The following is a 19,913-nucleotide window of genomic DNA, read 5'->3' on the forward strand; positions in this document are numbered from 1 at the left end:
CGCAGCCGCTTGCTGCCCCGATGTCGATCGTCGGGAGCGCCACGTGTCGGCCGTTTGCGCAACTGCTTCTGGCGGGCCGGTGAATCCCTGTGGCGTGCTGCCCGAGCACCGTGTCCCTGATCAGCTGGTTGCCGTCAATGCTGCGCGCACGGCGGTGAGGATCTCCGCGGAAAGCGAGGAGCCCTTGGTGGCTCGGGCCAGGACGAGTGCGCCGAGCATGGTGCACAGCCCGTTGACGCCGTCCTGGTCCTCGGTCGCGAGCCACTCGGCGAAGCCACCCACGCCCTCGGTGCAGACGCGGCGTGGCGGCGGACGGATGCCCCGTTGCCGCACTCGCCACCGACATGGCGCGCGAACCCGGAGATCGCGACGAGGCCGAGCGGCTGATCGACGCCCTCGAACGAGAACAGCCCGAGCCGCCGCCGGGTCGCGGGCGCAGCCGCTGCCAGGCCGGCCGGCGGTCACTTCTGGATGTTCTGACCCCGACAGATGGGTCGGCCCTGCGGAACGTGCGAAGTGACCGCAGGGCCGACCCAGGAGCACCGTCCTGTCAGGGTACCCACGCCCGACCGTATGAGCAGCAGCAGTTCGCCGCCCGGTGAGCTGCTGCATACGTGCTCACCCTGCCCTCGGGCAGGGCTACGTGGGCGGGTGCCCCTGTCCGCCGGGTTCGGCATCGCGGGTTGTCCCCGTGCTGACGGTGATTTCACCTGTCGCCGTGGGGACCAGCACACATGGCTGGTCTTCTGAGCCAGGAATTCTCTGTGGACGCCTGGCCGTACCTGCTTGTTCGTCAGTTCGGCGAACCATCGCTCCACCAGGTTGAGCCAGGACGATCCGGTGGGTGTGAAGTGCAGGTGGAACCGTGGGTGTGTCAGCAGCCGGGTCTTGATGGCCGGGGCCTTGCGGGTGGCGTAGTTGTCCAGCACCAGGTGGACCCAGAGGCCGGCCGGGACTTCCTGGTCGAGCTTGATGAGGAACTTCTTGTACTCCTCGGTGCGGTGGCGTCGGTGCAGGGAACCGGTCGCCTTGCCGGTGGCGGCCCCCGGAGCGGCGGACGGAGTGGTGGTGCCGGGGCGTACGTAGCCGTGGGGGTCCGCCGCGGAACTCCGGGCATTATCAGCAGTACGGGCTGAGAGCGGTCCAGGGCATGGATCTGCGACTTCTCGACGACAGGTGCCGGAGCGCCAAGGGCTCATTCCGGCCGCGTCCCGAGTCGCTCGGCCAGAAAGGCGATGATCTCGTTCCGGGCCTGCACGGTGGGGTGACCGTCCTGGTCGACGAGGTGTGCCGTGACGACGCTGTGGGCGCAACCGACGACGTCACGGAAGAAGGGCGGAGGGTCGGTGTTCGCCGTCTCGGCGTTGAGGACGCGGCCGTCGAATGCGTCCCCGAGCAGTGCTCGGTAAGCCGCGAACCGCTTGCCGGTGCACCACCTGTCATTGTCGAAGCGGTAGCCAAGAACCTTCAATCCGTCTCGCGCTACGCGTTCAGCCACGGCAGCAGCATCTTCGTCGCTGATCTCCAGACCGCCGGGGTCGTCGAGCGGAAGCGACGGATGGTTGACCACTGGTGCGATGACAGCGGGTTCGAGCGCCATGGTCAAGGCGAAGTTGCCGGTAAAACACAGGCCGACGGCGCCGACGCCAGGCCCACCACGCTCGGCGTGCGCCAGGCGAGCGAGGCCGCGCAGCCACGTGACGACGGGGCTGGTGCCGCCACCGGCAAACGCTCGGAACTCGGCGCTGACACACGCGCGTCGAACAATGGTCTCGTGTGTCTCGGCGAGCGGATAGGCACCGTCGACGCCGAAAAGAGAAGGCAGGTACACGGAGAAGCCGGCATCGCGCACCCAACGCGCGAACCGCGCGACGTCGGGGCTGATACCCGGCATCTCGGGCATGAGGATGACTGCCGGTCCCGACCCGGCGACATACACGGTCTTGTCGACGTCATCGACGCCGACGGCTCTCCGAGAGAAGTCGTCCAAAGGGTCGCTCTGCCCTCGCATGATTGTCATGACCGAGATGATGGCGAGTGGCCGCCTTCCTGAGAAGCGGCGACATCGCCATGTATCCCGTTAATATCGCCACCTGTTCAAAGGCGCTGGAGGGGCCGCATGAGTCCGCTGCGAGTTGGTGTGCTGGCCTACCCAGGCTGCTTCGCGTCGGAGGTGTTCGGAGTCCCCGACCTCCTGGCGATGGCCACACATGTTGCCGCGGCACAAGGGGCGGTTCAGCGGGCCTACGAGGCGTCGGTCATCTCGCCCCGGCGGCGCGTGACCGCGTCCGGCGGCTCGGTCATCGACGTCTCTGCGGTTCGCCCCGTAGACGTCCTGATCGTGCCGGGCTTCGAGCTTTCGCCCACACTCGATCTCGACGCGACACTCGCAAACCTGGGACCGGAAGTAGCGTCGATTCGATCGCAAGCGGCCTCGGGGACCGCTGTCGTATCGATCTGCGTGGGCGCCTTTCTGGTTGCTGAGGCGGGGCTGCTCGGCGGGCGTGAAGCGACCACGTCCTGGTTGTTCGCGGATCGGTTCGCCCGCCGGTACGCCGACGTGTGCCTCCGCCCGGAGAGCTTGGTCGTGACCGACCGGGGGGTGACGACCACGGCGGCCTTCAGCGCCATGTACGACTTCGCGCTGCAGTTCATTCGCGAGCACGACGGCCCCCGCGTCGCCCGCAGCACCGCGCGCATCGCACTTATTGATGACGCACGCTCCACGCAGGCTCCCTACGTCGACTCGGGGCTCATACCCACGGTGGGCAGAGAATTCTCGCTCAGCGTCAAGCGGTGGCTCGACCAACACCTCAGCGCTCGCTATGACCTGCCCACCCTCGCCAAGGAGTTCCACGTAAGCACGAGAACCATGCTCCGTCGCTTCGGTGACGAAGCCGGCGAGACGCCACTCGCGTATCTGCAGACGGTCCGGGTGCATCGAGCCAGATACCTGCTGGAGACGACCGACAGGACCGTCGCAAGCATCGCCGCCGATGTCGGGTACCGCGACCCCGGGGCGTTCAGCGGCATCTTCGCCAGACACACGGGCCAGCGGCCGAGGGAATACCGCGCGAGATTCCATCGTCGCTGTGACCGCCACGGGTCAACCCGACGAACAGAGACGTGAGATCCGCCGACAACGGCCACCAGCAGCAGCGGCGCATCGCAGTGTGGGCAAGGAGGCGTCGTCCCGGAGGGCCCCGGTTCGACAGCGGCAGTCTCGCCGGTCCCCGGTATCAGGCCAAGCCTGCCCACGCGTCAGCTCCGAACGTGCCCTGCAGCGGCTCAAGCCCGACCCGGTTCCTCGCCCGGCGGGAAGAGGCGTCGGCGCTGTCGGCGTCGTCAACATGCCCGTGAGCGTCCATCATGATGGCCGTTGCCCGGCCCTGCGAGGTGATCAGCCACGCGAGCACCTGTTAGAGCGGGGCTTCCCCCGGTCCCTCGTTTTTCCAGTGGGCCCGCCACCCGCCACCCGCCACCCGGCACCCGGCACTGCGGCTACGACCTGGTCGGCTTTCTCAAGGTGGGAGAAGTCCTCGTAGTCCGTGACGGGACGCATGGCGCCTCGCTCGGGGCCGACGACAAGTGCCGTTCCCGAGCTGGAGGTCGTGATCGCGCTGGCTGGACGACCGGTTTCCTGGTCGTAAGTGGTTACCTTCAGCCGGGTTGGAAGAATGCGAGCATTTTCTGGGCGGCGTCCGGCGACGTCAGCAATTCCTGCATGTCCGCGGACATCCGGGCGGCAGCGCTGGTGCGTTCGAACATCTCGCGTTCGTATTCTTTGACGGCGGCGGGAAAGTCGTCCGGGTGCGCGGCCAGCGCGAGACCGAGCACGGCGCCGTCGAGCAGCGCCATGTTGGCGCCCTCTCCCACCGGCGGCATCAGGTGCGCGGCATCGCCGAGCAGCGTGACGCCTGACGTCGACGGCCAGGTCAGGCCGACCGGGAGAGTGGTGATCGACCGCGGCACGACCGTGTCGTCGCAGGCCGCGATCAGCGCGGTGAACCGTGAGTCCCAGCCGGGGAGCAGGTCGATCAGCCGCGCTCGGGCGGCGGCCGGGTCGTCGAACGGTATCCCGCTGGTAGCGAACCAGTCCTCGGCGGTGTTGTAGAAGCTGAGGCCGATGCGAACGCGGCCGTCGCCGTTGCGCTGCGCCGCCAGGGACAGTCCGTTGCCGAGCACCCAGTAGTTGCCGCGCCCGACCATCGCCGCGAGGTCGGGGTGCGTTCGGTCGATGTCGGGAATGCCGACCTCGACGATGTTCTGGCCGATATGCGCCGGGCGGGCGTCGGTGAGCAGCGCGCGGACCCGGGACTGCGCGCCGTCCGCGCCGACCAGCAGGTCATACGTCGCACTGCTGCCGTCGGCGAAGTGCAGCAGGCCGTTGTCGGCGGATGTGAACGCGTGCCCCCAACGCACCACGTCTTCAGGGAGGGAGTCCAGCAGCAGGTTGCGCAGATCGGCGCGGTCGACCTCGGGTCGCTCAAGCGGGGCGTCGTCGGGCGTGTCCTCCTGGAGCAGCAGGGTGCCATCCGGCTCCAGAAGACGCATGTCCTGGCCTTCACCACGGGCAATCGCGCAGAACTGGTCGATCAGACCGGCCTCGCGCAGCGCCCGCTGGCCGGAGTGGATGTCGAGCATGCCGCCCTGACCGCGCGCACCGCGTGACGATTCGCGTTCATACACGACGGCGTCGATGCCGTTCACGTGCAGTACCCGGGCAAGGGCCAAGCCACCCAAGCCGGCTCCGACAATGGCGATGGTCATGGTTGCCTCTCCTCGATACGCCGTAACGGTCGATACACTGTATCGCCCGATGCGATGTATTGTTAGCGGCATGTTGGTGTGGGAGAGGCCGGAGCCACCGAATCGACCCGTGCCGGCCCCGTTGAGCCGGGAACGGATCGTGCGAGCGGCGATCCGGCTGGCCGACGCGGACGGCCTGGATGCGGTGTCGCTGCGCAAGGTAGCCACCGCGCTGGACGTCCGTCCGATGCGGCTGTACGGCTACATCGCCAGCAAGGAGGAGTTGCTCGACCTGATGGTCGACGCCGCCCACGCCGAGATCCGGCCGGTCAAAGACGGCTGGCGGGAGGTGCTCCGGTCTCTTGCCGAAGCCACTCGGCACGCCGCTCACGAGCACGAATGGCTCGCCGATCTACTGGGTGGCCGACCCCAGCTCGGGCCGCACGCGCTGGCCAGTGGGGAGACCGTGGTGGCCGCACTGGGCGACATCGATGTGGACGCCATCATGCCGGTGGTCGCCGCAGTCAACGCGTACGTGATCGGCGCGGTGCGTCGGGAGATCGCCGAGCGGCGTGCCGAGCGGGGCACCGGGATGGACGAGAAGCGTTGGCAGGCCTCACTCGGGCCCTATCTGGAGCGGACCTTCGCGACTGGCCGATTCCCCGCGCTGGCCACGGTGGTGCGCGATGCCGCCCACCTGGACGCCGACCACACCTTCCGGATCGGCCTCGACTTCCTGCTCGACGGCATCGAAGCACGTATCTCAAGGTGACGCGCGGTACCTCGCTGCGCCCTCCGGGCGGCTATCGTGACGGCGCAGATGAGCATGACGGCCCGGTCGGCGGCCCATCGGGGGCCGGCTTTCCAGGACGTGCGGCAGGACCGTCATGAGGGCGACGACGGTGAACGCGCCGCGGGCTCCGGCGCAGTTCCCATCCCAGGCCGGTGCACAGCTGACTGTAGGAGGGACCGTGGCCGTGTTCCGCACGGAACACGACGGTGAACTGAGCGGCCGGCTCACCGCGGTCGGGTCAGCGTGCGTGTGGTCCAGCTCGATACCCGGGTGCGCGCCGGTCGGCCGAAGGACAGCGGGTGGCCCGTCTCGGCGGCCAAGGCGGACACCGTGACCGCGACCGGGATCTCCGGGGCTCCGTCAAGAAGTTGGTCGGGGATCTGCCGGCCCAGGCTGCGCAGCGCGGCGACGGTCTGGACCGGGTCGGTCAGCTTCAGTGACCGCAGGTCCTGGCCCGTGATGTTGCCTGTGCCGCCCCGGGCGGACCGGATGGCCATGATCACCGCGAGCAGTTGGGCGTCCGGGGAGGGCAGAGGCAGCGTTGCTCCGTACGACAGGAGCAGGCGTGCCGCGCCGCCCTGGGGCGTCGTCAGCAGGAACGGCAGCACGGGGACGGGGGCGTGAGCCGGCGACCGCCCTGGCTCGCGGGGGCAGACGCAGTGTAGGCCCGGCACCCACCGGGCCTACGTTTGAGTAGCGGGGACAGGAATTGAACCTGCGACCTCCGGGTCATGAGCCCAGCGAGCTATCGACCACGCCGCCACCGGTCCTGCTGTGCTGGACCGGACGCTGAGCGAGGTCGCGGGCCGTTGCGGTGTCTTCCCCTACGGCGCTGCAACGGCCCGCACCGCATGAGTTCTCGTACGCGGCCACAGTTGGGAGCCCGGCCGTCGGAGAAAAGGTTCTCCGGCACACCGAACCTCCCCCGGGCGTTGCACATCTTCAGGTGCGTAGGCGCGCACTGACTTCGCGCGCCGATTCGTATGCGAGGGGAAACCGAAACTTCATGAAGAGCAAGCTGACCGCCGTGGCCCTTGCGGCCGTCGTCGTCGCCGGCACTGCCGCTACCGCCATCCCGGCCTCGGCAGCCCCCGCCAACGCCAAGCCGACCCGCTGCCACACCGCCGACCTGAAGGCCGGCTTCGCCATGGGGGACGACGCGAAGCCGGAGATGGAGCAGACCAAGAAGCAGACCCAGGCGTACATCTGGTTCACCAACCGGAGCAAGCGCACCTGCACCCTGTCCGGCTTCGCCGGTGTCGACATGATCGGCGCTCAGAAGACCGACGGCACCTGGTCGCTGGTGCGCTCCTCCAAGAAGCCCGAAAAGATGATCCTGGAGCAGGGGGACACGGTGGACTTCAGCATCAACCTGCTCCCGGTGGCCAAGTCCACGCCGCAGAAGGAGAAGTTCGTTCCGGCGAAGTTCCTGGTCACCCCGCCGAACGAGACGGAGCACTTCACCCTGAAGTGGCCGTTTGGCGGCCAGATCCTCAAGCAGGACGGCGCCACCCGCCCGGCCACCTACCTCAACCCGGTCGGGCTGTAACCGACTGGACAGCCTCTGAGCTTCCCTTCAGTGTCGCTGGTGGCCACCACAGGACTCCCGGAATGAGTCGAGGCTTCCGGGTTGTGCGGTGGCCACGTCTGACACGCGGCACGCCCGGCCTTCTCGCCGGGGCCCGGAGGTTGTGTTTCCGGCACCGGATCTCCTCAGCAAGTCCTGACCGCTTGCGTTCTCGGGGCCGCCCCGGCGGGACGGACGTCGGAGGCGTGGGGGACCGGGCCGACGGCTGACCGCGTGGATCGACCATTGATGGCGGCCGGGCGGGGCAGTGGTGGTGAGTGGATTCCGGCTGTGGTCCAGGCGGCGTGGATCTGTTCGTAGGCGTCTGGATGTGGGTGTCCTGCGGTGTGTTGAGGGCGAGGGCGGTGGCGAACGTGCGGACGGCGGAGGTGTCGAGCAGTAGCACGGCGAGTACGCGGTTGAGCCGGTCGACGATGTCGTCGGCGGTCTGGGGAGGGGGGCAGTCCTCGCCCACTTCCCGGAGGAGGTCACCGAGCGCGGCGGCGTCCGGCTCCCCGTCCCGCGCACACCGCAGGGCGACATGGACTTGCCACAGGGCGTCGGTCTCCCACGCGGGCACCGCCCGGAGGAATACCGTGTCGGAGGTGCCCTGCGAGCCTGCTGAGGGCGAGCCGACGGGAGCCGGGAGCCGGGGGAGGGCGGCGGCAAGGTTGTTGACGGCGTCGGCCGCGGCCCGGTACGGGGCGTCGGGCAGTCCGGCCGGGCTGGTGCCGGTCTCGGTCTCGTCCTCGACGGCGTCGGCGAGCTGGGGCAGCACCATGGTGTCGAGGCAGCGCACGCCGTGAAGCCACGACGCGCTGTTCGGGGAGCCGGGCCGCGACGTCATCGACCGGGGCGTGATCGAGACCCACTGCCGGGACCTGATGCGGGTGATCGTCTCGATCAGGGAAGGCACGATCTCCTCCACGCTGCTGCTCAAGCGGATTCGCTCCGGCTCGCGCCGCAACGCCACCTACACCGCCTTCCGCGAGATCGGGCGGGTGATCCGCACCGTCCAACTGCTGCGCTGCCTTTCGGATGCGCCGCTTTGCAGCCGGGTGACGGCCGCGAGTACTCCACCCACAGTTCGGCATCACCCCGGACGACTACGACGCCCACCTGGACATGGACTTCAGCGTGCTCGGCGAGGACGAGGCGGACGCCGCATGAGGGGGAAACGTCCCCTCGTTCTCAGGTAAACGTGACCTCCCGCTTGGTCGCATCGGGTGCGACGAAGGCGAGAAGTCGCTCGGCCTCGTCCAGTACTGCCTGTGCGCCCGCTCGCGACAGCGGCCGGAAGGGGGAGATGAGAAGTACGGAGCCCTTCACCGACCATGTGCCGTGGACGAAGCCGTCAACGAGGAAGGCGGGCCGCACCATGGCCTGACCCGGCATCACCAGCTTGCGGTCTGCCTCGCTGATCACTCGCGCGCGGTCCGCGTGCCCGAGGAGGAGGTTGTCGAAGGCGGGCAGAAATCGCACGGGGACGGGCAGGTCCGGGTCGGCGAGCGGCGCGTCGGGCAGGTCGAAGAGCTCAGTGCCCCGCTCGTCGTGGAAGACGCGCAGTTGTGACCGCAGCCCGTCGAGAGTCTCACGCAGCCGGGTCAGCCCCGACCATGTCTGGATGTCCATGACGCCAGCCGGGCCGAACGCCGCCAGGTAGCGGCGGATCATCGTCTCGACTCGTGGCGCTGCCATCGGTCGGCCGATCCAGTGCTCCGCGAGGGTGATGGCGATGTTGGGGCGGTTGCCCCACGCGCCCCAGGCGCCGGTGGCCGGGGTGTGCACCATCGGTACCCGCAGCTCCACCGCCCCCGCGAGCACGCGGCCGTCGCGGCCTGGGAAGCGCTCGGCGAGCGACAGGGCGAGCTTCCGCCGAGGAAGGGTTCGGTCGGCCATCAGCTCCCGACCGGCGTCGGTGAGCTCGGCGATGTTCAACCCGGCGGTCTGCGCGGCGAAGTACTGCGCTCGGGCGGTGCGGTCCAGGACGGGCTGGACGACGGGCCGCAGCCAGCGGAAGTCGTTGCTGCTGGTCAGGTGCTGGGTGCTGCGTAGGGCTGTGGAGCGCACCACGCGCCCGTCGCGGAGCAGTGCCATCAGGCCGTCATGTCGGAAGTCGGCCAGCCGGGTCCACAGCCCCACGTAAGGCCAGTTGGGCTCCTGCCCCTGCAGAGCGACCAGGTGTTCGACGACGTCAAGTACCGGGCGGGAGGTTCGGGCGGCGAGGAACTGTCGCTGGAGCAGTGTCCGGTTCAGGGTGCGGGTGGACAGCACGGAGGCGTCGGTCATGTGGTGCCGGTTCTCCTTGGATGGTGGGACGTCACCGGGAGCGCGTCGCCCGTCCGTGTGTGACGGGCGGCGTGCTTCGATCCTCAGCCGGCGACCCTGACGGAGACGTTGCCCTTGTAGCTGCCCTTCAGCAGGGAGACGAGCGCCTGGGGAGCTGCCGAGAGGCCGCCTTCCACGATCGTGTGGGGGAACACGAAGCGGTCCTCGCTCAACCACGTACTGAAGCGCTCGGTCCACACCGCGATCTGCTCCGGGGTGTGATAGGTGGAGAACGGCAGAACCTCGATCCCCTTGGCGGCCGTCGCAACGAGATCCGGCTCGGGGAACCGGTCCTCGTGGTCGCCGATCTGAGTGGCCAGCGCGCCGCACAGCGCGAAGCGGGCCCCCGGCGCCGCCGCCTCGACCGCCGCGTCGAACTGCTCTCCGCCGACGTTGTCGAAGAACACGGTAATGCCCTCGGGCGCCAGGTCCCGCAGATGATCGAGGACGGGGCCGTCGTGGTAGTCGAACGCCGCGTCGAAGCCGAGCTCGTCAACCAGGTAGTCGATCTTCGCCTGGCTACCCGCGCTACCGATCACCTTCGCGGCGCCCCGGCACTTGGCGATCTGTCCGGCCAGCGACCCGACGCCGCCCGCCGCGCCGGAGACGAAGACGACATCGCCGGCACCGGCCTTGGCGATCTCGGACATCCCGTAGTAGGCGGTGGGCCCCTGGCTGAGGTGGTGCACCGGGCTTGGGAACAGGTCGGGGGCCAGCTTGAGGTACTGGTCGGCAGGCCCGGCCGAGTACTCGCACCAGCCGGCCATGGTGCGGACCTGGTCGCCGACGGCCAGGTCCGCACTGATGGACCGCACGACCGTGCCCACCGCGCCGCCGCCGATGCGCTGGCCGACCTTCCACGGCGGGATCGGCAGACGGGAGTCAGTCCGCAGCATCTCCAGGTACGCCACCGACAGACCCAGGTAGTCCGTGCGGACCAGTACCTCTCCCGTGGCCGGCTCGGGCGTCGGCACCTGTACGAGGTCGAAGGTGTCGGTCCCGAGGTCTCCCTTCAGGTGTTTGGCCAGTCGCACCTCCCACATCGTGTCGGGGGTCGTCGACATCGTGCTGCCGGTCATGGTTCTCCTCGTTTCGATCAGTCGGCGCACCCGGCCTGGGCCCGTGCCGTTCTCGTGAGACCCACGCTATGAGCCGTAGCGGTCACTTTCCGACCTCAATTGCCGCCATCCTGGAGGGCATGGCGAACACGAGCTCACGGACTCTGCGGCTGCTGTCCCTGCTCCAGACCCACCGGCACTGGCCGGGCGGCGAGTTGGCCGACCGACTCGGGGTTTCTGCGCGTACCCTGCGGCGCGACGTCGACCGGCTGCGCGAGCTGGGCTACCCGGTCGAGGCCAGTCGCGGCGTCGATGGCGGCTACCAGCTCACGGCAGGCGCCGCCCTGCCGCCGTTGGTGCTCGACGACGAGGAGGCGGTCGCGCTCGCCATTGGGTTGCGTGCGGCCGCCCAGGGCGCGGTCACCGGAATCGAGGAGTCCTCGATCCGCGCGTTCACCAAGGTCGTGCAGGTCATGCCGGCGCGACTGCGCCGCCGGGTCGACGCGCTGCGGGTGGTGACCGTGCCCTCGGCCGAGGGCGGTGGGAAGACCGTCGAGGCCGGTGTGCTGACCGCCATCGCGCAGGCGTGCCGGGACGAGGAACGACTTCGCTTCTCCTACACCGCCCGCGGTGGCGAGCGCAGCGCCCGCCATGTCGAGCCCCACGGGCTGGTCTCGCTCGGGTACCGCTGGTACCTGGTCGCCTACGACCTGACCCGGCAGGACTGGCGCAGCTTCCGCCTCGACCGTCTCGACGGTCCGCGCGGGACCGGAGAGCGGTTTCGCCCGCGCGAGCTACCTGCCGACGACGCCTCGGCCTTCGTCCGTGCGGGGAGCGGCGGCGTCCCCGTTCAGCACACCGTCGAAGCGCTTGTGCACGCCCCCGCAGCGGCTGTTCGCGCGCGCGTTGGCCCGTGGGCGACGGTCGAGGAGGTCGACGAGCAGCGGTGCCGGGTACGGATGACCTCGCAGACCCTGGACTGGCCGACTCAGGCACTGGGCAATGTGGGTGCGGAGTTCGAGGTGCTCGGCCCTCCCGTGTTCGTCGACTTCGTCCGGGAGTGGGCTGCCCGCTTCACCCGTGCCACCGGCTCGTGATGTCCGGAGCCGGAGGTCCGTCGTCGCAGGCCAAGCGATCAAGATCCTCAATGAACCACGGCGAGCTCCAGGTGGTCAGCAGATCTGCCTTCATCGCCGTCCTCTGACAACGGTTCTTGCCGCCAACCTCTTTTCGGCCCTTGGGAATTGCCTTACGGGTAGGGACGTGCCGTGGTTCGTGCTGCAGAGCACGGGCAGCGCCGCCGAGGCCGGGATCGTCGCGTTCTGCACGCTGTTGCCCGTGGTGCTCGCTGCGCTCGTCGGTGGTCCGGTCATCGACCGGATCGGGCGACGGCGGGTGCCTGTGCCTGATGACGCTGATGACCAGGGGTCTCGACCAGGGACGGAGTGCCGTGCTCCTCCCCGTGCATGCCCGTGAGGAGCTTGGTGGTTCCATCGATCTCGGTTTGCTGAATGCAGCGTTCGGGGCCTGCGCGCTCACACGGGCGCGCTGGTCCATGGCGCGGTGGGCAGCAGCTTTCGGCGGTGGCCGGTGTTCACGGTCGCGTTTCTCGTCATGGGCCTGCCGCGCTTCGTGCCGGCTCCAGGCTTCCTGGGGATTCGGTCGGCCTGCGCTGCGCGCTGCTGACCGTTGGCGGCGTGCTGCTCGCCACGCTGTGCCCGGTGATCTTCCCGGCCTGGAGACAGAGGGACCGTTCCGGTGTTCCTACGGGCCAGGGCTGCGGCTTCAACCGCCTGCGCCTCGTATTCAGCGGTGCGTGCCCGGTGTTCAGCAGCCTCCGCCTTCGCGGCCTCCTCGCGGACGACCGAGGCGGCGATTCCTTCCTTGCCGCGCTGCTCCTGCTCGGGGATGCCGGCCTTGCGGGCGAGTTCGTCACGCTCGGTGCGGGCGGCGGCTTCGGATGCGAAGTAGGCGGCAGGGCCCAGGTGACGCTCTTTGAAGGTGTTGCATCAGGGGAACGTGACGAAGCCCTTCCCCGGTGGAGGGAAGGGCTTCGTGAGTGAGCGCTGGGCAGGCCTTGCACCTGCATTTCCCCACGGGAAGCGGGGCGTCTTTCCTTGGACCACCAACGCAGCGCCAGTCACCGCAAGTTCCGGCGAACTGTCAAGATCAATAATAGCGCATGAATAGCGCATGCGGGCCGTCGACCGGCCCCCGGCCGGCGCTCGACGGTTTCCCGGGATTCCAGCTCCGGCGCGACTTCTCCACTCCCGCACCCGGCTCCGCTGCGCACCACGGCTTGGTCATCACGTGATGCTCGGTCAAGTTCGCCTGTCGTAGGTGGTTCCTGCCGCGCATCGTGACGGGTACACGCCTGGTAGGCGCCTCGCGTCGCGGTACGGCCGGAGGCGGAGTGGTGCATGCAGGGACCGTGCTGGATGGGCGCTACCGTCTGATCGAGCCCAGCGGCGCGGGCGGGTTCGGCCAGGTGTGGAAGGCACATGGCCCCGACGTCGACCGTCCTGAGCCTGCCGAATGGTTCAGGGCTCGTACGTGTACCGGGGACGAATGTCTGCGGGGTGGTGAGGGGCAGCCGATCTGGCCAACACTCTGCGCCTGGCCCGAGTCGGGGTGGCCGGATGTTCTGGAGAGGGGCGCATCCGGTGGGGATGCGCCCCCTCGTGGGCGCCGCGCTGGAACGCGGTGAGCCCGGTCCCTGTTTCATGGTGCAGCCACGACGCCAGGGAACCTCGGCAGTAAGTGCCGGAGGCGGCGTTATAGGGACCATGGCATCCGGTGCCCCGCTTCGGCAATGGCACCTGGACGAAAATGAATGAAAATAGCGGTTTCACTCCTCTGATCTGCGGTTTTCGAATAGTCAGGGTTCCATTCGGCACTCATTCGCCATCCCTTGGTGGTGAACGCCTGGACGCACAGGCATCAACACCCCCATCTCGGGGGCCACGCATTGTGGTGGTCGGGTCGCCGGTGGGAGGATCAAGCGGTTGGCGGGCAGACCTGGAAGTCGCCGCCGACAGTTCACGGTGCAGCCGATTCATCGCGCCCACAAGGGGCGTGATACGACGTCAGGTAGGTATCAGGCATGCGTTCGTTCTCCTCCTCGCCAACTCCCGGCGGCCCTTCACAGGGAGCTCTGACGACAACGGAACTGGTCGTCGTGGTCGTAGTCGTGGTCGTGGCAGCGGGCCTCGCGGCTCTCAGGATGCCGGTGTTCGGCACCCTTGAATTCATCGCCGGTGCTCTTTACGTCGCCTGCCGGTCCGTCAAGGCCATGCGCGCGGTGGAAGTGCCGCCGTTCGAGGCTGTCTGACGGTCCGATGGGACGGCGTGAGAACGCCGTTGCCGCCGATACCCGGCAGTCCGAAGCGCTCGCGCTGTGGTTACGTGCCCAGCGCGAGCGCCGAGGAGTCACCTACGCGGCAATGGCCAAACTGACCGGTCACCAGTTCACCGCGTCGGCGCTGTCGCGCGGCGCCAACGGCAAGGTTCCATCCCGCCGCCTGGTGCTGGCATACGTGATCGCTTGCGACGCGGACACCAGGGAAGCGATGCGTCTGTGGAAGGCCGCGCGCAGGGCCGAAGAAGAACGTCGACGCCGCGCGGGAATCTCTCCGGAGTTCCGGGACCTGGCCGTATCGCTCCGATCCGTGATGACCCACCCCGACCTCATCGACAGCTTCGCCAAGCTGCACGACGTCATGGTGGAGATGCGGGCCAGAGAAGGCCAGCCGTCCCTGAGCGACCTGCAGACAGCGGCAGGGCGAACCTCCGGCGGCCAACGGCACCGGCTGCCCAAGAGCAGTCTCAGCGTCATCCTCAGAGGCGAGGCGGTTCCCTCACGCGCTCACCTCACGGCGTTCATGGAAGCCCTGAACGTCTCCCCGAACAACGTACGGCGCTGGCAACAGGTATGGGACCGCCTGGCGGACAGTACTGCCCGAAAGCCGTCCGTAGCCGTCACGATCAAAGTGGTGGACGCCCCGTCGGCCGAAGAACCCCACGGACACCACACCCCACCCGACGCCGGCACTGCGGGTCTCGACTTCCTCCGGGGCCAGGTTCTCCTGGAGACCGTCCTGCTCACCGGACCCGGCGTACTGCAGGGCCCCCAGCCCGCAAGCCCTCCGGCCGGCGTCACCCGCTCCGGCCTGCCCATCAGGACACCACGCCGCTACGCCCTCACACCCCGGTCGCACGTGCCGCCCGGCAGCCGCACGACCGGGCGCATCACGTTGCTGCCCCGAGAGATCCCTCCCAGCCACCCCGCGACCATCAGGGACTCGCTTCCGGCCGTCCCGGAGCACCACCACCGGGTGAAGACCACTGTGCCACCGGTTCCCCGCGGACGGATAGGACGCACGGTCGAGCGCTGGCTCCGTAGGAAGCCGCGACAGGACTACACCCACTGGCCGAACTACTGACGCCGCGTACCTCAGCTCGGTAGTTCGCCGGACCGGTCAGCCGATCTGAGCCCTCTTCATGACGATCTCCGCGACGCGGGAGGGAACGGCATCAGTGGTGTCGATCACCTGGGCTTCCCGACGGAGCCAGGGCAGGGCGCGCTGATACTCGCCCAAGTGATCGAGGCGCCACTGGCGAGCACTGATGCTCTCAGGCTTGGTGTCGGTCTCGATACGTTCGACCAGCGTGTCCTGGTCCGTGTCCAGCAGGAAGTGGTGCACGGGAACGCCGGCTTCAGTCAAGCCGCCATGGATCTCCTGCCAGTACTGCTCGACCAGCACTGTCTGGGTGACCACCAGAGTGCCGCCCACGTAGTCGAGAACCTGCCGTGCGGATTCCACCACGAGCCCTCGCCACGGCGGAAAATCCTGAAAGTCACGTTCGGGGACCCCGAGCACGTGCCAGAGCATCTCCCCGACCTTCTCGGCATCGAAGAGCCTGGAGTCCGGAATGCGAGAGGTCAGTTCCTTCGCGGTCGTGGTCTTGCCCGCGCCGAAGGTGCCGTTCAGCCAGATGATCACGCATCCAACCCTACGTGACAGGTCACCCGATGGGGCGCCGACGGCACCACCCGGGCCTTCCCCGCCCTGCCACCACGCCCCGCCCCGTCCCCGCCCGCACCGGGCAACGCACAGCCCGAGACATCAGCTTCCGCGAGAACGAACCAGGTTGGCAGCGGGGCCCCTGCCCGGTCCGTCGATCCCGCACCGCCCGTGAGCCCGGAACAGGCCGAGCCCTTTGTACCGTCGGGCCTGTGATGGTCGCCTTCAGCGCAGCGGCCGGTCCGCGGATTGCCACCAGACCCTCACGCTGTATCCGCAGCGGGCCGGCACCGGCGCCTCGCTGAACCTGCACGAACCGGGCGCCGCCCGGGTCCCTGCTCGACGCGGCGTCGGCCCGGGGGTGGCAGCCGCGGGAGCGGCGGGTGGTGGAGTTCGACGCCTGGCCCTTGCTGGAGGCGGCGGCCGCCGCGCCCGTACCCGAACGCCAGCACCTCGATGAGCACGCCGCCGCGTCATTCGACCCGGAGGAGGCTGATCTCGAAGCGATCGAGGACCGGCTGGGCGTACGACCGCCGGTCTCGAACCGGGTTGAGGCCTCCCGCGCCTACGACGGACACCTTGTCGTCGGTATCTCCTGCGATCTGGAACACGTCCTCGACGCCGTGGTCGAGGACATCGGAACCGACTACCTCGACGACCTCAAGTTCGTGAAGCAGACGGAGTCTGTCGCCGGGCTGGTGACTGCCGCGAAAGCACGCGCGAAGCGTCACTCCTGATGTGGGCGTGACACTTTGACGACAAGTCCTGGAGCAAGGACGGCAGTACCACAGGAACCGCACACGGTTCCTTCACGTCTAAGGCGATAGCCAAGGCAACAGCGCCGCCGACCATGGCGGCTTCGAAGCCGCCGTTCCAGACCACTACCGCACCCACTCTCAGCCCCGGCTCCGGCCCGGCCTTTTGGAGGAGAGCAGAAGGTTGCCTCCTTGCTGTGCGGTCAGCAGCATCCAAGCCGTGAGAGGCCCCGTCACACGATGAGCCGTGCCACAAACATGTCGACGCACCACACGCACACGATCGGCACACCGAGCCGGCGCAACACCGAGTTGGCGCTGCTGGTGTTCGCCGTCGTCATCACAGCGTTCGCCTACGCCAACGCGGGCCTGGCCATCAACAGCCAGGTGCCGACGGGCCTGCTGAGCTACGGCCTGGGCCTGGGCCTGCTGGCCGGCGTCGCCCATCTCGTTGTACGGAAGGCCGCGCCGTACGCGGACCCGCTGCTGCTGCCGCTGGCCACGCTGCTGAACGGACTCGGCCTGGTCGTCATCTGGCGGCTGGACCAGTCCAAGCTGCTGCAGTCGATCAAGCAGGCGGGAACGGCCGCGCCACGGCAGCTGATGTACACGACGATGGGCATCGCCCTCTTCATCGTCGTCCTGATCTTCCTCAAGGACCACCGCGTCCTGCAGCGCTACACCTACATCTCCATGGTGGGCGCACTGTTCCTTCTGCTGCTGCCGCTGGTCCCGGGCCTGGGCGCCGACATTTACGGCGCTAAGATCTGGATCCACATCGGCAGCTTCAGCATCCAGCCGGGTGAGTTCGCGAAGATCCTGCTCGCGGTCTTCTTCGCCGGCTACCTGATGGTCAAGCGCGACGCGCTGGCCCTGGCCAGCCGCCGCTTCATGGGCCTGTATCTGCCGCGCGGTCGCGACCTCGGCCCGATCCTGGTCATCTGGTTCCTCTCGATCCTGATCCTGGTCTTCGAGACCGACCTCGGCACGTCACTGCTGTTCTTCGGAATGTTCGTCATCATGCTGTACGTCGCCACCGAACGGACCAGCTGGATCGTTTTCGGTCTGCTGATGTCCGCGGCCGGCGCCGTCGGAGTCGCCTCCTTCGAGTTGCATGTCCAGCAGCGTGTCCAGGCCTGGCTCGACCCCATGCACGAATACATGCTCAGCCGCCAGGGCGTGGCCGGTCACTCCGAGCAGTCGATGCAGGCGCTGTGGGCGTTCGGCTCCGGCGGCACCCTCGGCACTGGCCTCGGCCAGGGCCACTCCGAACTCATCCGGTTCGCCGCCAACTCTGACTTCGTCCTCGCCACCTTCGGCGAGGAACTGGGCCTGGCGGGCATCATGGCAATCCTGCTGATCTACGGCCTGATCGTGGAGCGCGGCGTCCGTACTGCCCTCGCCGCCCGTGACCCATTCGGCAAACTCCTCGCCATCGGCCTGTCAGGCGCATTTGCCCTGCAGGTCTTCGTCGTTGCCGGCGGTGTGATGGGCCTGATCCCGCTGACCGGTATGACGATGCCGTTCCTGGCGTACGGCGGTTCCTCCGTCATCGCCAACTGGGTCCTCATCGGTATCCTGATCCGCATCAGCGACACCGCACGCCGCCCCGCGCCGTAGCGTGCACCCACGACGTTTACGTACGTACTGCCGGTTCCGGCGGAACGGATTCGGCAGTTGCCCACCCAGGACGTCGCGCTCCCCCTCCTTCTGCGGCACGTTGCCGACAGCGACAGGACGCCCCGCGGGCCGGTGGCGGGCGAGCCGGCGGGAACCTGGGGGAGGACGGTGGCGAGGTTGTCGATGGCGTCGGCTGCGGCCCGGAACGGGGCATCGGGCAGACCGGCCGAACTGCCGGTCTCGGTCCCGTCCTCGACGGCGTCGGCGAGCTGGGGCAGCACCGACGCATACGAGCGGTCGCAGTGACGTCGATGCCATGCGCATCGTCGCGGATGCCGCGTACAGCAGGCCGAGAACCGTCACGCTCGCGGAGCGGTACGGATCACTCGTACGGCCTTCGGGCCAGCGCCTGCGTGTACGGTCTCGCCGACCGGACTCCTGCACGCTCCCGTGGAACCGAGGCGCTGCTGAACAATGCACAAACGGACTGCGGGTCGAGCCTGTTCGCCGTCAGCGGCGGGCGCGTCGCAGCCGGTGGCCGAGAAGAACAGATCCCGCACCGACGATCAGGGACGCCCCGGCGAAACGAGCGAGGGCGGTACTGGCACGTGCGTCATTCGCGGATCCGCTGGCTGCCAGTGACGGCCGGGCGGAGTCGGGAGCTGCAACTGCCTGGAGGATGAGGTCGGCGACCGCCTCGGGGTGGGCGATCAGGGACACATGTGAAGAGTCGATCTCCACTGTGTGCGAGCCGGCCCGCCTTGCCTGGAAGCGTTCCTGATCCGGGTTGATGGTCTTGTCCTGTCGGCCTACCAGCGCCCAGGACGGTATCTGCTTCCAGGCCGCGACCTTGGCCGTCTCCGAGAAGGCGGTCGTGGCGGCGGGCCGCTGGGTGACCCCCAGCAGATTCGCCTTGCTCTCCGGCAGGTCTGCGGCGAAGACCTGGTGGACCTTGTCGCGCTTGAGGTACAGGTCGGTCCCACTGCGACCGCTCTCCCGGAACGGGACGGCTTTGGTGGCGGTGCTCAGTTCACTGGGGAACCGTGCGGCCAGCGACATGCCGCTCTCGCCCACGTCGGGCATCAGAGCCGATACGTACACGAGCGACTTCACCCTGGGGTTTCCGGCCGCGGCCGAGCTGATTACGGCGCCGCCGTAGGAGTGGCCCACCAGCACGACGGGGCCCTTGACGCTGTTCAGTACCGAGGCGATGTACGTGGAGTCGTTGTACAGACCGCGCAGCGGGTTGGAGGGCGCGATCACCGGGTAGCCGCTGCGCTCAAGGCGCGAAATCACCCCGTCCCAGCTGGAACTATCGGCGAACGCACCGTGCACCAGAACCACCGTGGGTTTCGCGCCGGAACTATCGCTGTCCGCGGCAGCCGGGACTGCCGTCGTCGTGCACAGGACCAGGGCACATCCGGCCACGATGACGTGCGCGCGCGATATGCCGGAGATCGCCAATGAGGTCATGCTGTTCTCGCCTTCCTCGATGCCAACAGCACCTCAGCGTTCACGCAGTGGCGCGGCCGGGCCCGGCGGCGCCCCCCAACCAGGTGAAAGGCGTGTGCATCGGAGTGACCTGCGCCTGGCCGACGAGCCCGGCTACCGGCGGCAGATCAAGGTGCAGGCCAACCTCCAGGAGGGCCGCCACGCGCTCGCCCGGCAGATCATCCACGGCAAGGCCGGGCAGCTCTACCAGCGCTACCAGGACGGTATGGAGGACCAGATCGGCGCCCTGGGCCTGGTCCTCAACGCGCTCGTGCTGTTCAACACGCGGTACATGGACGCCACGGTGAACCAGCTGCGCGCGGACGGCTTCGACGTCCGCGACGAGGACGTGGCCCGCCTCTCCCCGTTCGTACGGCACCACGTCAACATGCTCGGCCGGTACTCGTTCCAGCTCCCCGAACTGCCGGGCGGCCTGCGCCCGCTGCACGACCCGGACGCGGCCGAAGAGGTGTGACCCCGGTGCGGTGACCGTCACCGCCGGGGCTGTCCCGGCGGTGACGTTTGCAC

General features: G+C 68.4%; 20 protein-coding genes and 1 pseudogene. 11 read left to right on the forward strand and 10 right to left on the reverse strand.

What is annotated here, in order from left to right; translation table 11 throughout:
• Window positions 1–120 precede the first annotated feature (120 nt).
• The 3 genes from ACFV8T_RS33100 to ACFV8T_RS33110 all read right to left on the reverse strand — a co-directional run bounded on the left by ACFV8T_RS33100 (window position 121) and on the right by ACFV8T_RS33110 (window position 2,020).
• Entirely contained in the window at window positions 121–282 is a 162-nt protein-coding gene (locus ACFV8T_RS33100; RefSeq protein ID WP_385334801.1) for a hypothetical protein, read from the reverse strand.
• A 179-nt stretch (window positions 283–461) separates the two neighbouring features.
• Complete coding sequence (locus ACFV8T_RS33105) at window positions 462–1,199, reverse strand: transposase (protein WP_385334803.1); 738 nt, start codon at window positions 1,197–1,199, stop codon at window positions 462–464.
• Window positions 1,196–2,020: a dienelactone hydrolase family protein gene (locus ACFV8T_RS33110; protein ID WP_385334805.1), complete on the reverse strand. Its 825-nt coding sequence runs from the start codon at window positions 2,018–2,020 to the stop codon at window positions 1,196–1,198. Before ACFV8T_RS33110 ends, ACFV8T_RS33105 begins: the two co-directional genes overlap by 4 nt.
• Before the next feature lie 99 nt (window positions 2,021–2,119).
• Here ACFV8T_RS33110 and ACFV8T_RS33115 point away from each other — a divergent pair, with 99 nt between their 5' ends.
• A complete protein-coding gene (locus tag ACFV8T_RS33115; RefSeq protein ID WP_385334807.1) occupies window positions 2,120–3,130 on the forward strand; it encodes a GlxA family transcriptional regulator in 1,011 nt (336 codons plus the stop codon).
• A 530-nt stretch (window positions 3,131–3,660) separates the two neighbouring features.
• On the opposite strand, the gene ACFV8T_RS33120 is transcribed toward ACFV8T_RS33115, so the two are convergent.
• Window positions 3,661–4,770 (reverse strand): FAD-dependent oxidoreductase, encoded by a 1,110-nt coding sequence (locus tag ACFV8T_RS33120; RefSeq protein ID WP_385334809.1) that lies wholly within the window; start codon window positions 4,768–4,770, stop codon window positions 3,661–3,663.
• 70 nt (window positions 4,771–4,840) lie between these two features.
• On the opposite strand from ACFV8T_RS33120, the gene ACFV8T_RS33125 reads away from it, so the two are divergent.
• Entirely contained in the window at window positions 4,841–5,521 is a 681-nt protein-coding gene (locus tag ACFV8T_RS33125; RefSeq protein WP_385334811.1) for a TetR/AcrR family transcriptional regulator, read from the forward strand.
• Window positions 5,522–5,766: 245 nt separating this feature from the next.
• Here ACFV8T_RS33125 and ACFV8T_RS33130 read toward each other — a convergent pair whose 3' ends face one another.
• Window positions 5,767–6,150, reverse strand: a complete 384-nt coding sequence (locus tag ACFV8T_RS33130; protein WP_385334813.1) for a hypothetical protein — start codon at window positions 6,148–6,150, stop codon at window positions 5,767–5,769.
• Between the two features lie 398 nt (window positions 6,151–6,548).
• Between ACFV8T_RS33130 and ACFV8T_RS33135 the strand changes: the two genes are divergently transcribed.
• The gene (locus ACFV8T_RS33135) at window positions 6,549–7,091 is read left to right on the forward strand and encodes a DUF4232 domain-containing protein (RefSeq protein WP_385334815.1); all 543 of its coding nucleotides are present in this window, start codon (window positions 6,549–6,551) and stop codon (window positions 7,089–7,091) included.
• Here the strand turns inward: ACFV8T_RS33135 and ACFV8T_RS33140 are convergent.
• Window positions 7,072–8,049, reverse strand: a complete 978-nt coding sequence (locus tag ACFV8T_RS33140) for a hypothetical protein (protein WP_385334961.1) — start codon at window positions 8,047–8,049, stop codon at window positions 7,072–7,074. The two genes, ACFV8T_RS33135 and ACFV8T_RS33140, sit on opposite strands and share 20 nt — an antisense overlap.
• On the opposite strand from ACFV8T_RS33140, the gene ACFV8T_RS33145 reads away from it, so the two are divergent.
• A complete protein-coding gene (locus ACFV8T_RS33145) occupies window positions 7,994–8,308 on the forward strand; it encodes a Tn3 family transposase (RefSeq protein ID WP_385334949.1) in 315 nt (104 codons plus the stop codon). The two genes, ACFV8T_RS33140 and ACFV8T_RS33145, sit on opposite strands and share 56 nt — an antisense overlap.
• Here the strand turns inward: ACFV8T_RS33145 and ACFV8T_RS33150 are convergent.
• Window positions 8,301–9,398 carry a winged helix DNA-binding domain-containing protein gene (locus ACFV8T_RS33150; protein WP_385334817.1) on the reverse strand — a complete coding sequence of 366 codons (1,098 nt, stop codon included), beginning with the start codon at window positions 9,396–9,398 and terminating at the stop codon, window positions 8,301–8,303. The genes ACFV8T_RS33145 and ACFV8T_RS33150 overlap by 8 nt on opposite strands.
• 83 nt (window positions 9,399–9,481) lie before the next feature.
• On the reverse strand, window positions 9,482–10,516 hold the full coding sequence (locus ACFV8T_RS33155; protein ID WP_385334819.1) for a zinc-binding dehydrogenase: 1,035 nt from the start codon (window positions 10,514–10,516) through the stop codon (window positions 9,482–9,484).
• Between the two features lie 119 nt (window positions 10,517–10,635).
• Between ACFV8T_RS33155 and ACFV8T_RS33160 the strand changes: the two genes are divergently transcribed.
• From ACFV8T_RS33160 to ACFV8T_RS33175, 4 genes are all read left to right on the forward strand, one after another.
• Window positions 10,636–11,592, forward strand: a complete 957-nt coding sequence (locus tag ACFV8T_RS33160) for a helix-turn-helix transcriptional regulator (RefSeq protein ID WP_385334821.1) — start codon at window positions 10,636–10,638, stop codon at window positions 11,590–11,592.
• A 600-nt stretch (window positions 11,593–12,192) separates the two neighbouring features.
• Window positions 12,193–12,558, forward strand: a complete 366-nt coding sequence (locus tag ACFV8T_RS33165) for a hypothetical protein (RefSeq protein ID WP_385334823.1) — start codon at window positions 12,193–12,195, stop codon at window positions 12,556–12,558.
• A 1,040-nt stretch (window positions 12,559–13,598) separates the two neighbouring features.
• Window positions 13,599–13,826, forward strand: a complete 228-nt coding sequence (locus ACFV8T_RS33170) for a hypothetical protein (protein WP_385334825.1) — start codon at window positions 13,599–13,601, stop codon at window positions 13,824–13,826.
• A gap of 7 nt (window positions 13,827–13,833) precedes the next feature.
• Complete coding sequence (locus tag ACFV8T_RS33175; RefSeq protein WP_385334827.1) at window positions 13,834–14,937, forward strand: helix-turn-helix domain-containing protein; 1,104 nt, start codon at window positions 13,834–13,836, stop codon at window positions 14,935–14,937.
• 36 nt (window positions 14,938–14,973) lie between these two features.
• On the opposite strand, the gene ACFV8T_RS33180 is transcribed toward ACFV8T_RS33175, so the two are convergent.
• Window positions 14,974–15,498: an AAA family ATPase gene (locus ACFV8T_RS33180; protein ID WP_385334829.1), complete on the reverse strand. Its 525-nt coding sequence runs from the start codon at window positions 15,496–15,498 to the stop codon at window positions 14,974–14,976.
• A gap of 404 nt (window positions 15,499–15,902) precedes the next feature.
• On the opposite strand from ACFV8T_RS33180, the gene ACFV8T_RS33185 reads away from it, so the two are divergent.
• Window positions 15,903–16,256 (forward strand): hypothetical protein, encoded by a 354-nt coding sequence (locus ACFV8T_RS33185; RefSeq protein WP_385334830.1) that lies wholly within the window; start codon window positions 15,903–15,905, stop codon window positions 16,254–16,256.
• Between the two features lie 258 nt (window positions 16,257–16,514).
• Entirely contained in the window at window positions 16,515–17,894 is a 1,380-nt protein-coding gene (locus ACFV8T_RS33190) for an FtsW/RodA/SpoVE family cell cycle protein (RefSeq protein ID WP_385334832.1), read from the forward strand.
• A gap of 510 nt (window positions 17,895–18,404) precedes the next feature.
• Here the strand turns inward: ACFV8T_RS33190 and ACFV8T_RS33195 are convergent.
• A complete protein-coding gene (locus ACFV8T_RS33195) occupies window positions 18,405–19,367 on the reverse strand; it encodes an alpha/beta fold hydrolase (RefSeq protein WP_385334834.1) in 963 nt (320 codons plus the stop codon).
• A 109-nt stretch (window positions 19,368–19,476) separates the two neighbouring features.
• Here ACFV8T_RS33195 and ACFV8T_RS33200 point away from each other — a divergent pair.
• Window positions 19,477–19,860, forward strand: a pseudogene (locus tag ACFV8T_RS33200) (Tn3 family transposase); the annotation flags it as partial.
• Window positions 19,861–19,913 lie beyond the last annotated feature (53 nt).

This window comes from Streptomyces sp. NPDC059832, from assembly GCF_042731715.1.
Taxonomy (GTDB): Bacteria; Actinomycetota; Actinomycetes; order Streptomycetales; family Streptomycetaceae; genus Streptomyces.

Excerpts from the sequence above, each read along its gene's own strand:
- ACFV8T_RS33155 (WP_385334819.1), bottom strand. The coding sequence starts at position 10,516 with ATGACCGGCAGCACGATGTCGACGACCCCCGACACGATGTGGGAGGTG.
- ACFV8T_RS33115 (WP_385334807.1), top strand. The coding sequence starts at position 2,120 with ATGAGTCCGCTGCGAGTTGGTGTGCTGGCCTACCCAGGCTGCTTCGCG.
- ACFV8T_RS33170 (WP_385334825.1), top strand. The coding sequence starts at position 13,599 with ATGCGTTCGTTCTCCTCCTCGCCAACTCCCGGCGGCCCTTCACAGGGA.
- ACFV8T_RS33135 (WP_385334815.1), top strand. The coding sequence starts at position 6,549 with ATGAAGAGCAAGCTGACCGCCGTGGCCCTTGCGGCCGTCGTCGTCGCC.
- ACFV8T_RS33190 (WP_385334832.1), top strand. The coding sequence starts at position 16,515 with ATGAGCCGTGCCACAAACATGTCGACGCACCACACGCACACGATCGGC.
- ACFV8T_RS33120 (WP_385334809.1), bottom strand. The coding sequence starts at position 4,770 with ATGACCATCGCCATTGTCGGAGCCGGCTTGGGTGGCTTGGCCCTTGCC.
- ACFV8T_RS33125 (WP_385334811.1), top strand. The coding sequence starts at position 4,841 with ATGTTGGTGTGGGAGAGGCCGGAGCCACCGAATCGACCCGTGCCGGCC.
- ACFV8T_RS33175 (WP_385334827.1), top strand. The coding sequence starts at position 13,834 with ATGGGACGGCGTGAGAACGCCGTTGCCGCCGATACCCGGCAGTCCGAA.
- ACFV8T_RS33105 (WP_385334803.1), bottom strand. The coding sequence starts at position 1,199 with ATGAGCCCTTGGCGCTCCGGCACCTGTCGTCGAGAAGTCGCAGATCCA.
- ACFV8T_RS33160 (WP_385334821.1), top strand. The coding sequence starts at position 10,636 with ATGGCGAACACGAGCTCACGGACTCTGCGGCTGCTGTCCCTGCTCCAG.
- ACFV8T_RS33145 (WP_385334949.1), top strand. The coding sequence starts at position 7,994 with ATGCGGGTGATCGTCTCGATCAGGGAAGGCACGATCTCCTCCACGCTG.
- ACFV8T_RS33150 (WP_385334817.1), bottom strand. The coding sequence starts at position 9,398 with ATGACCGACGCCTCCGTGCTGTCCACCCGCACCCTGAACCGGACACTG.
- ACFV8T_RS33195 (WP_385334834.1), bottom strand. The coding sequence starts at position 19,367 with ATGACCTCATTGGCGATCTCCGGCATATCGCGCGCGCACGTCATCGTG.
- ACFV8T_RS33110 (WP_385334805.1), bottom strand. The coding sequence starts at position 2,020 with ATGACAATCATGCGAGGGCAGAGCGACCCTTTGGACGACTTCTCTCGG.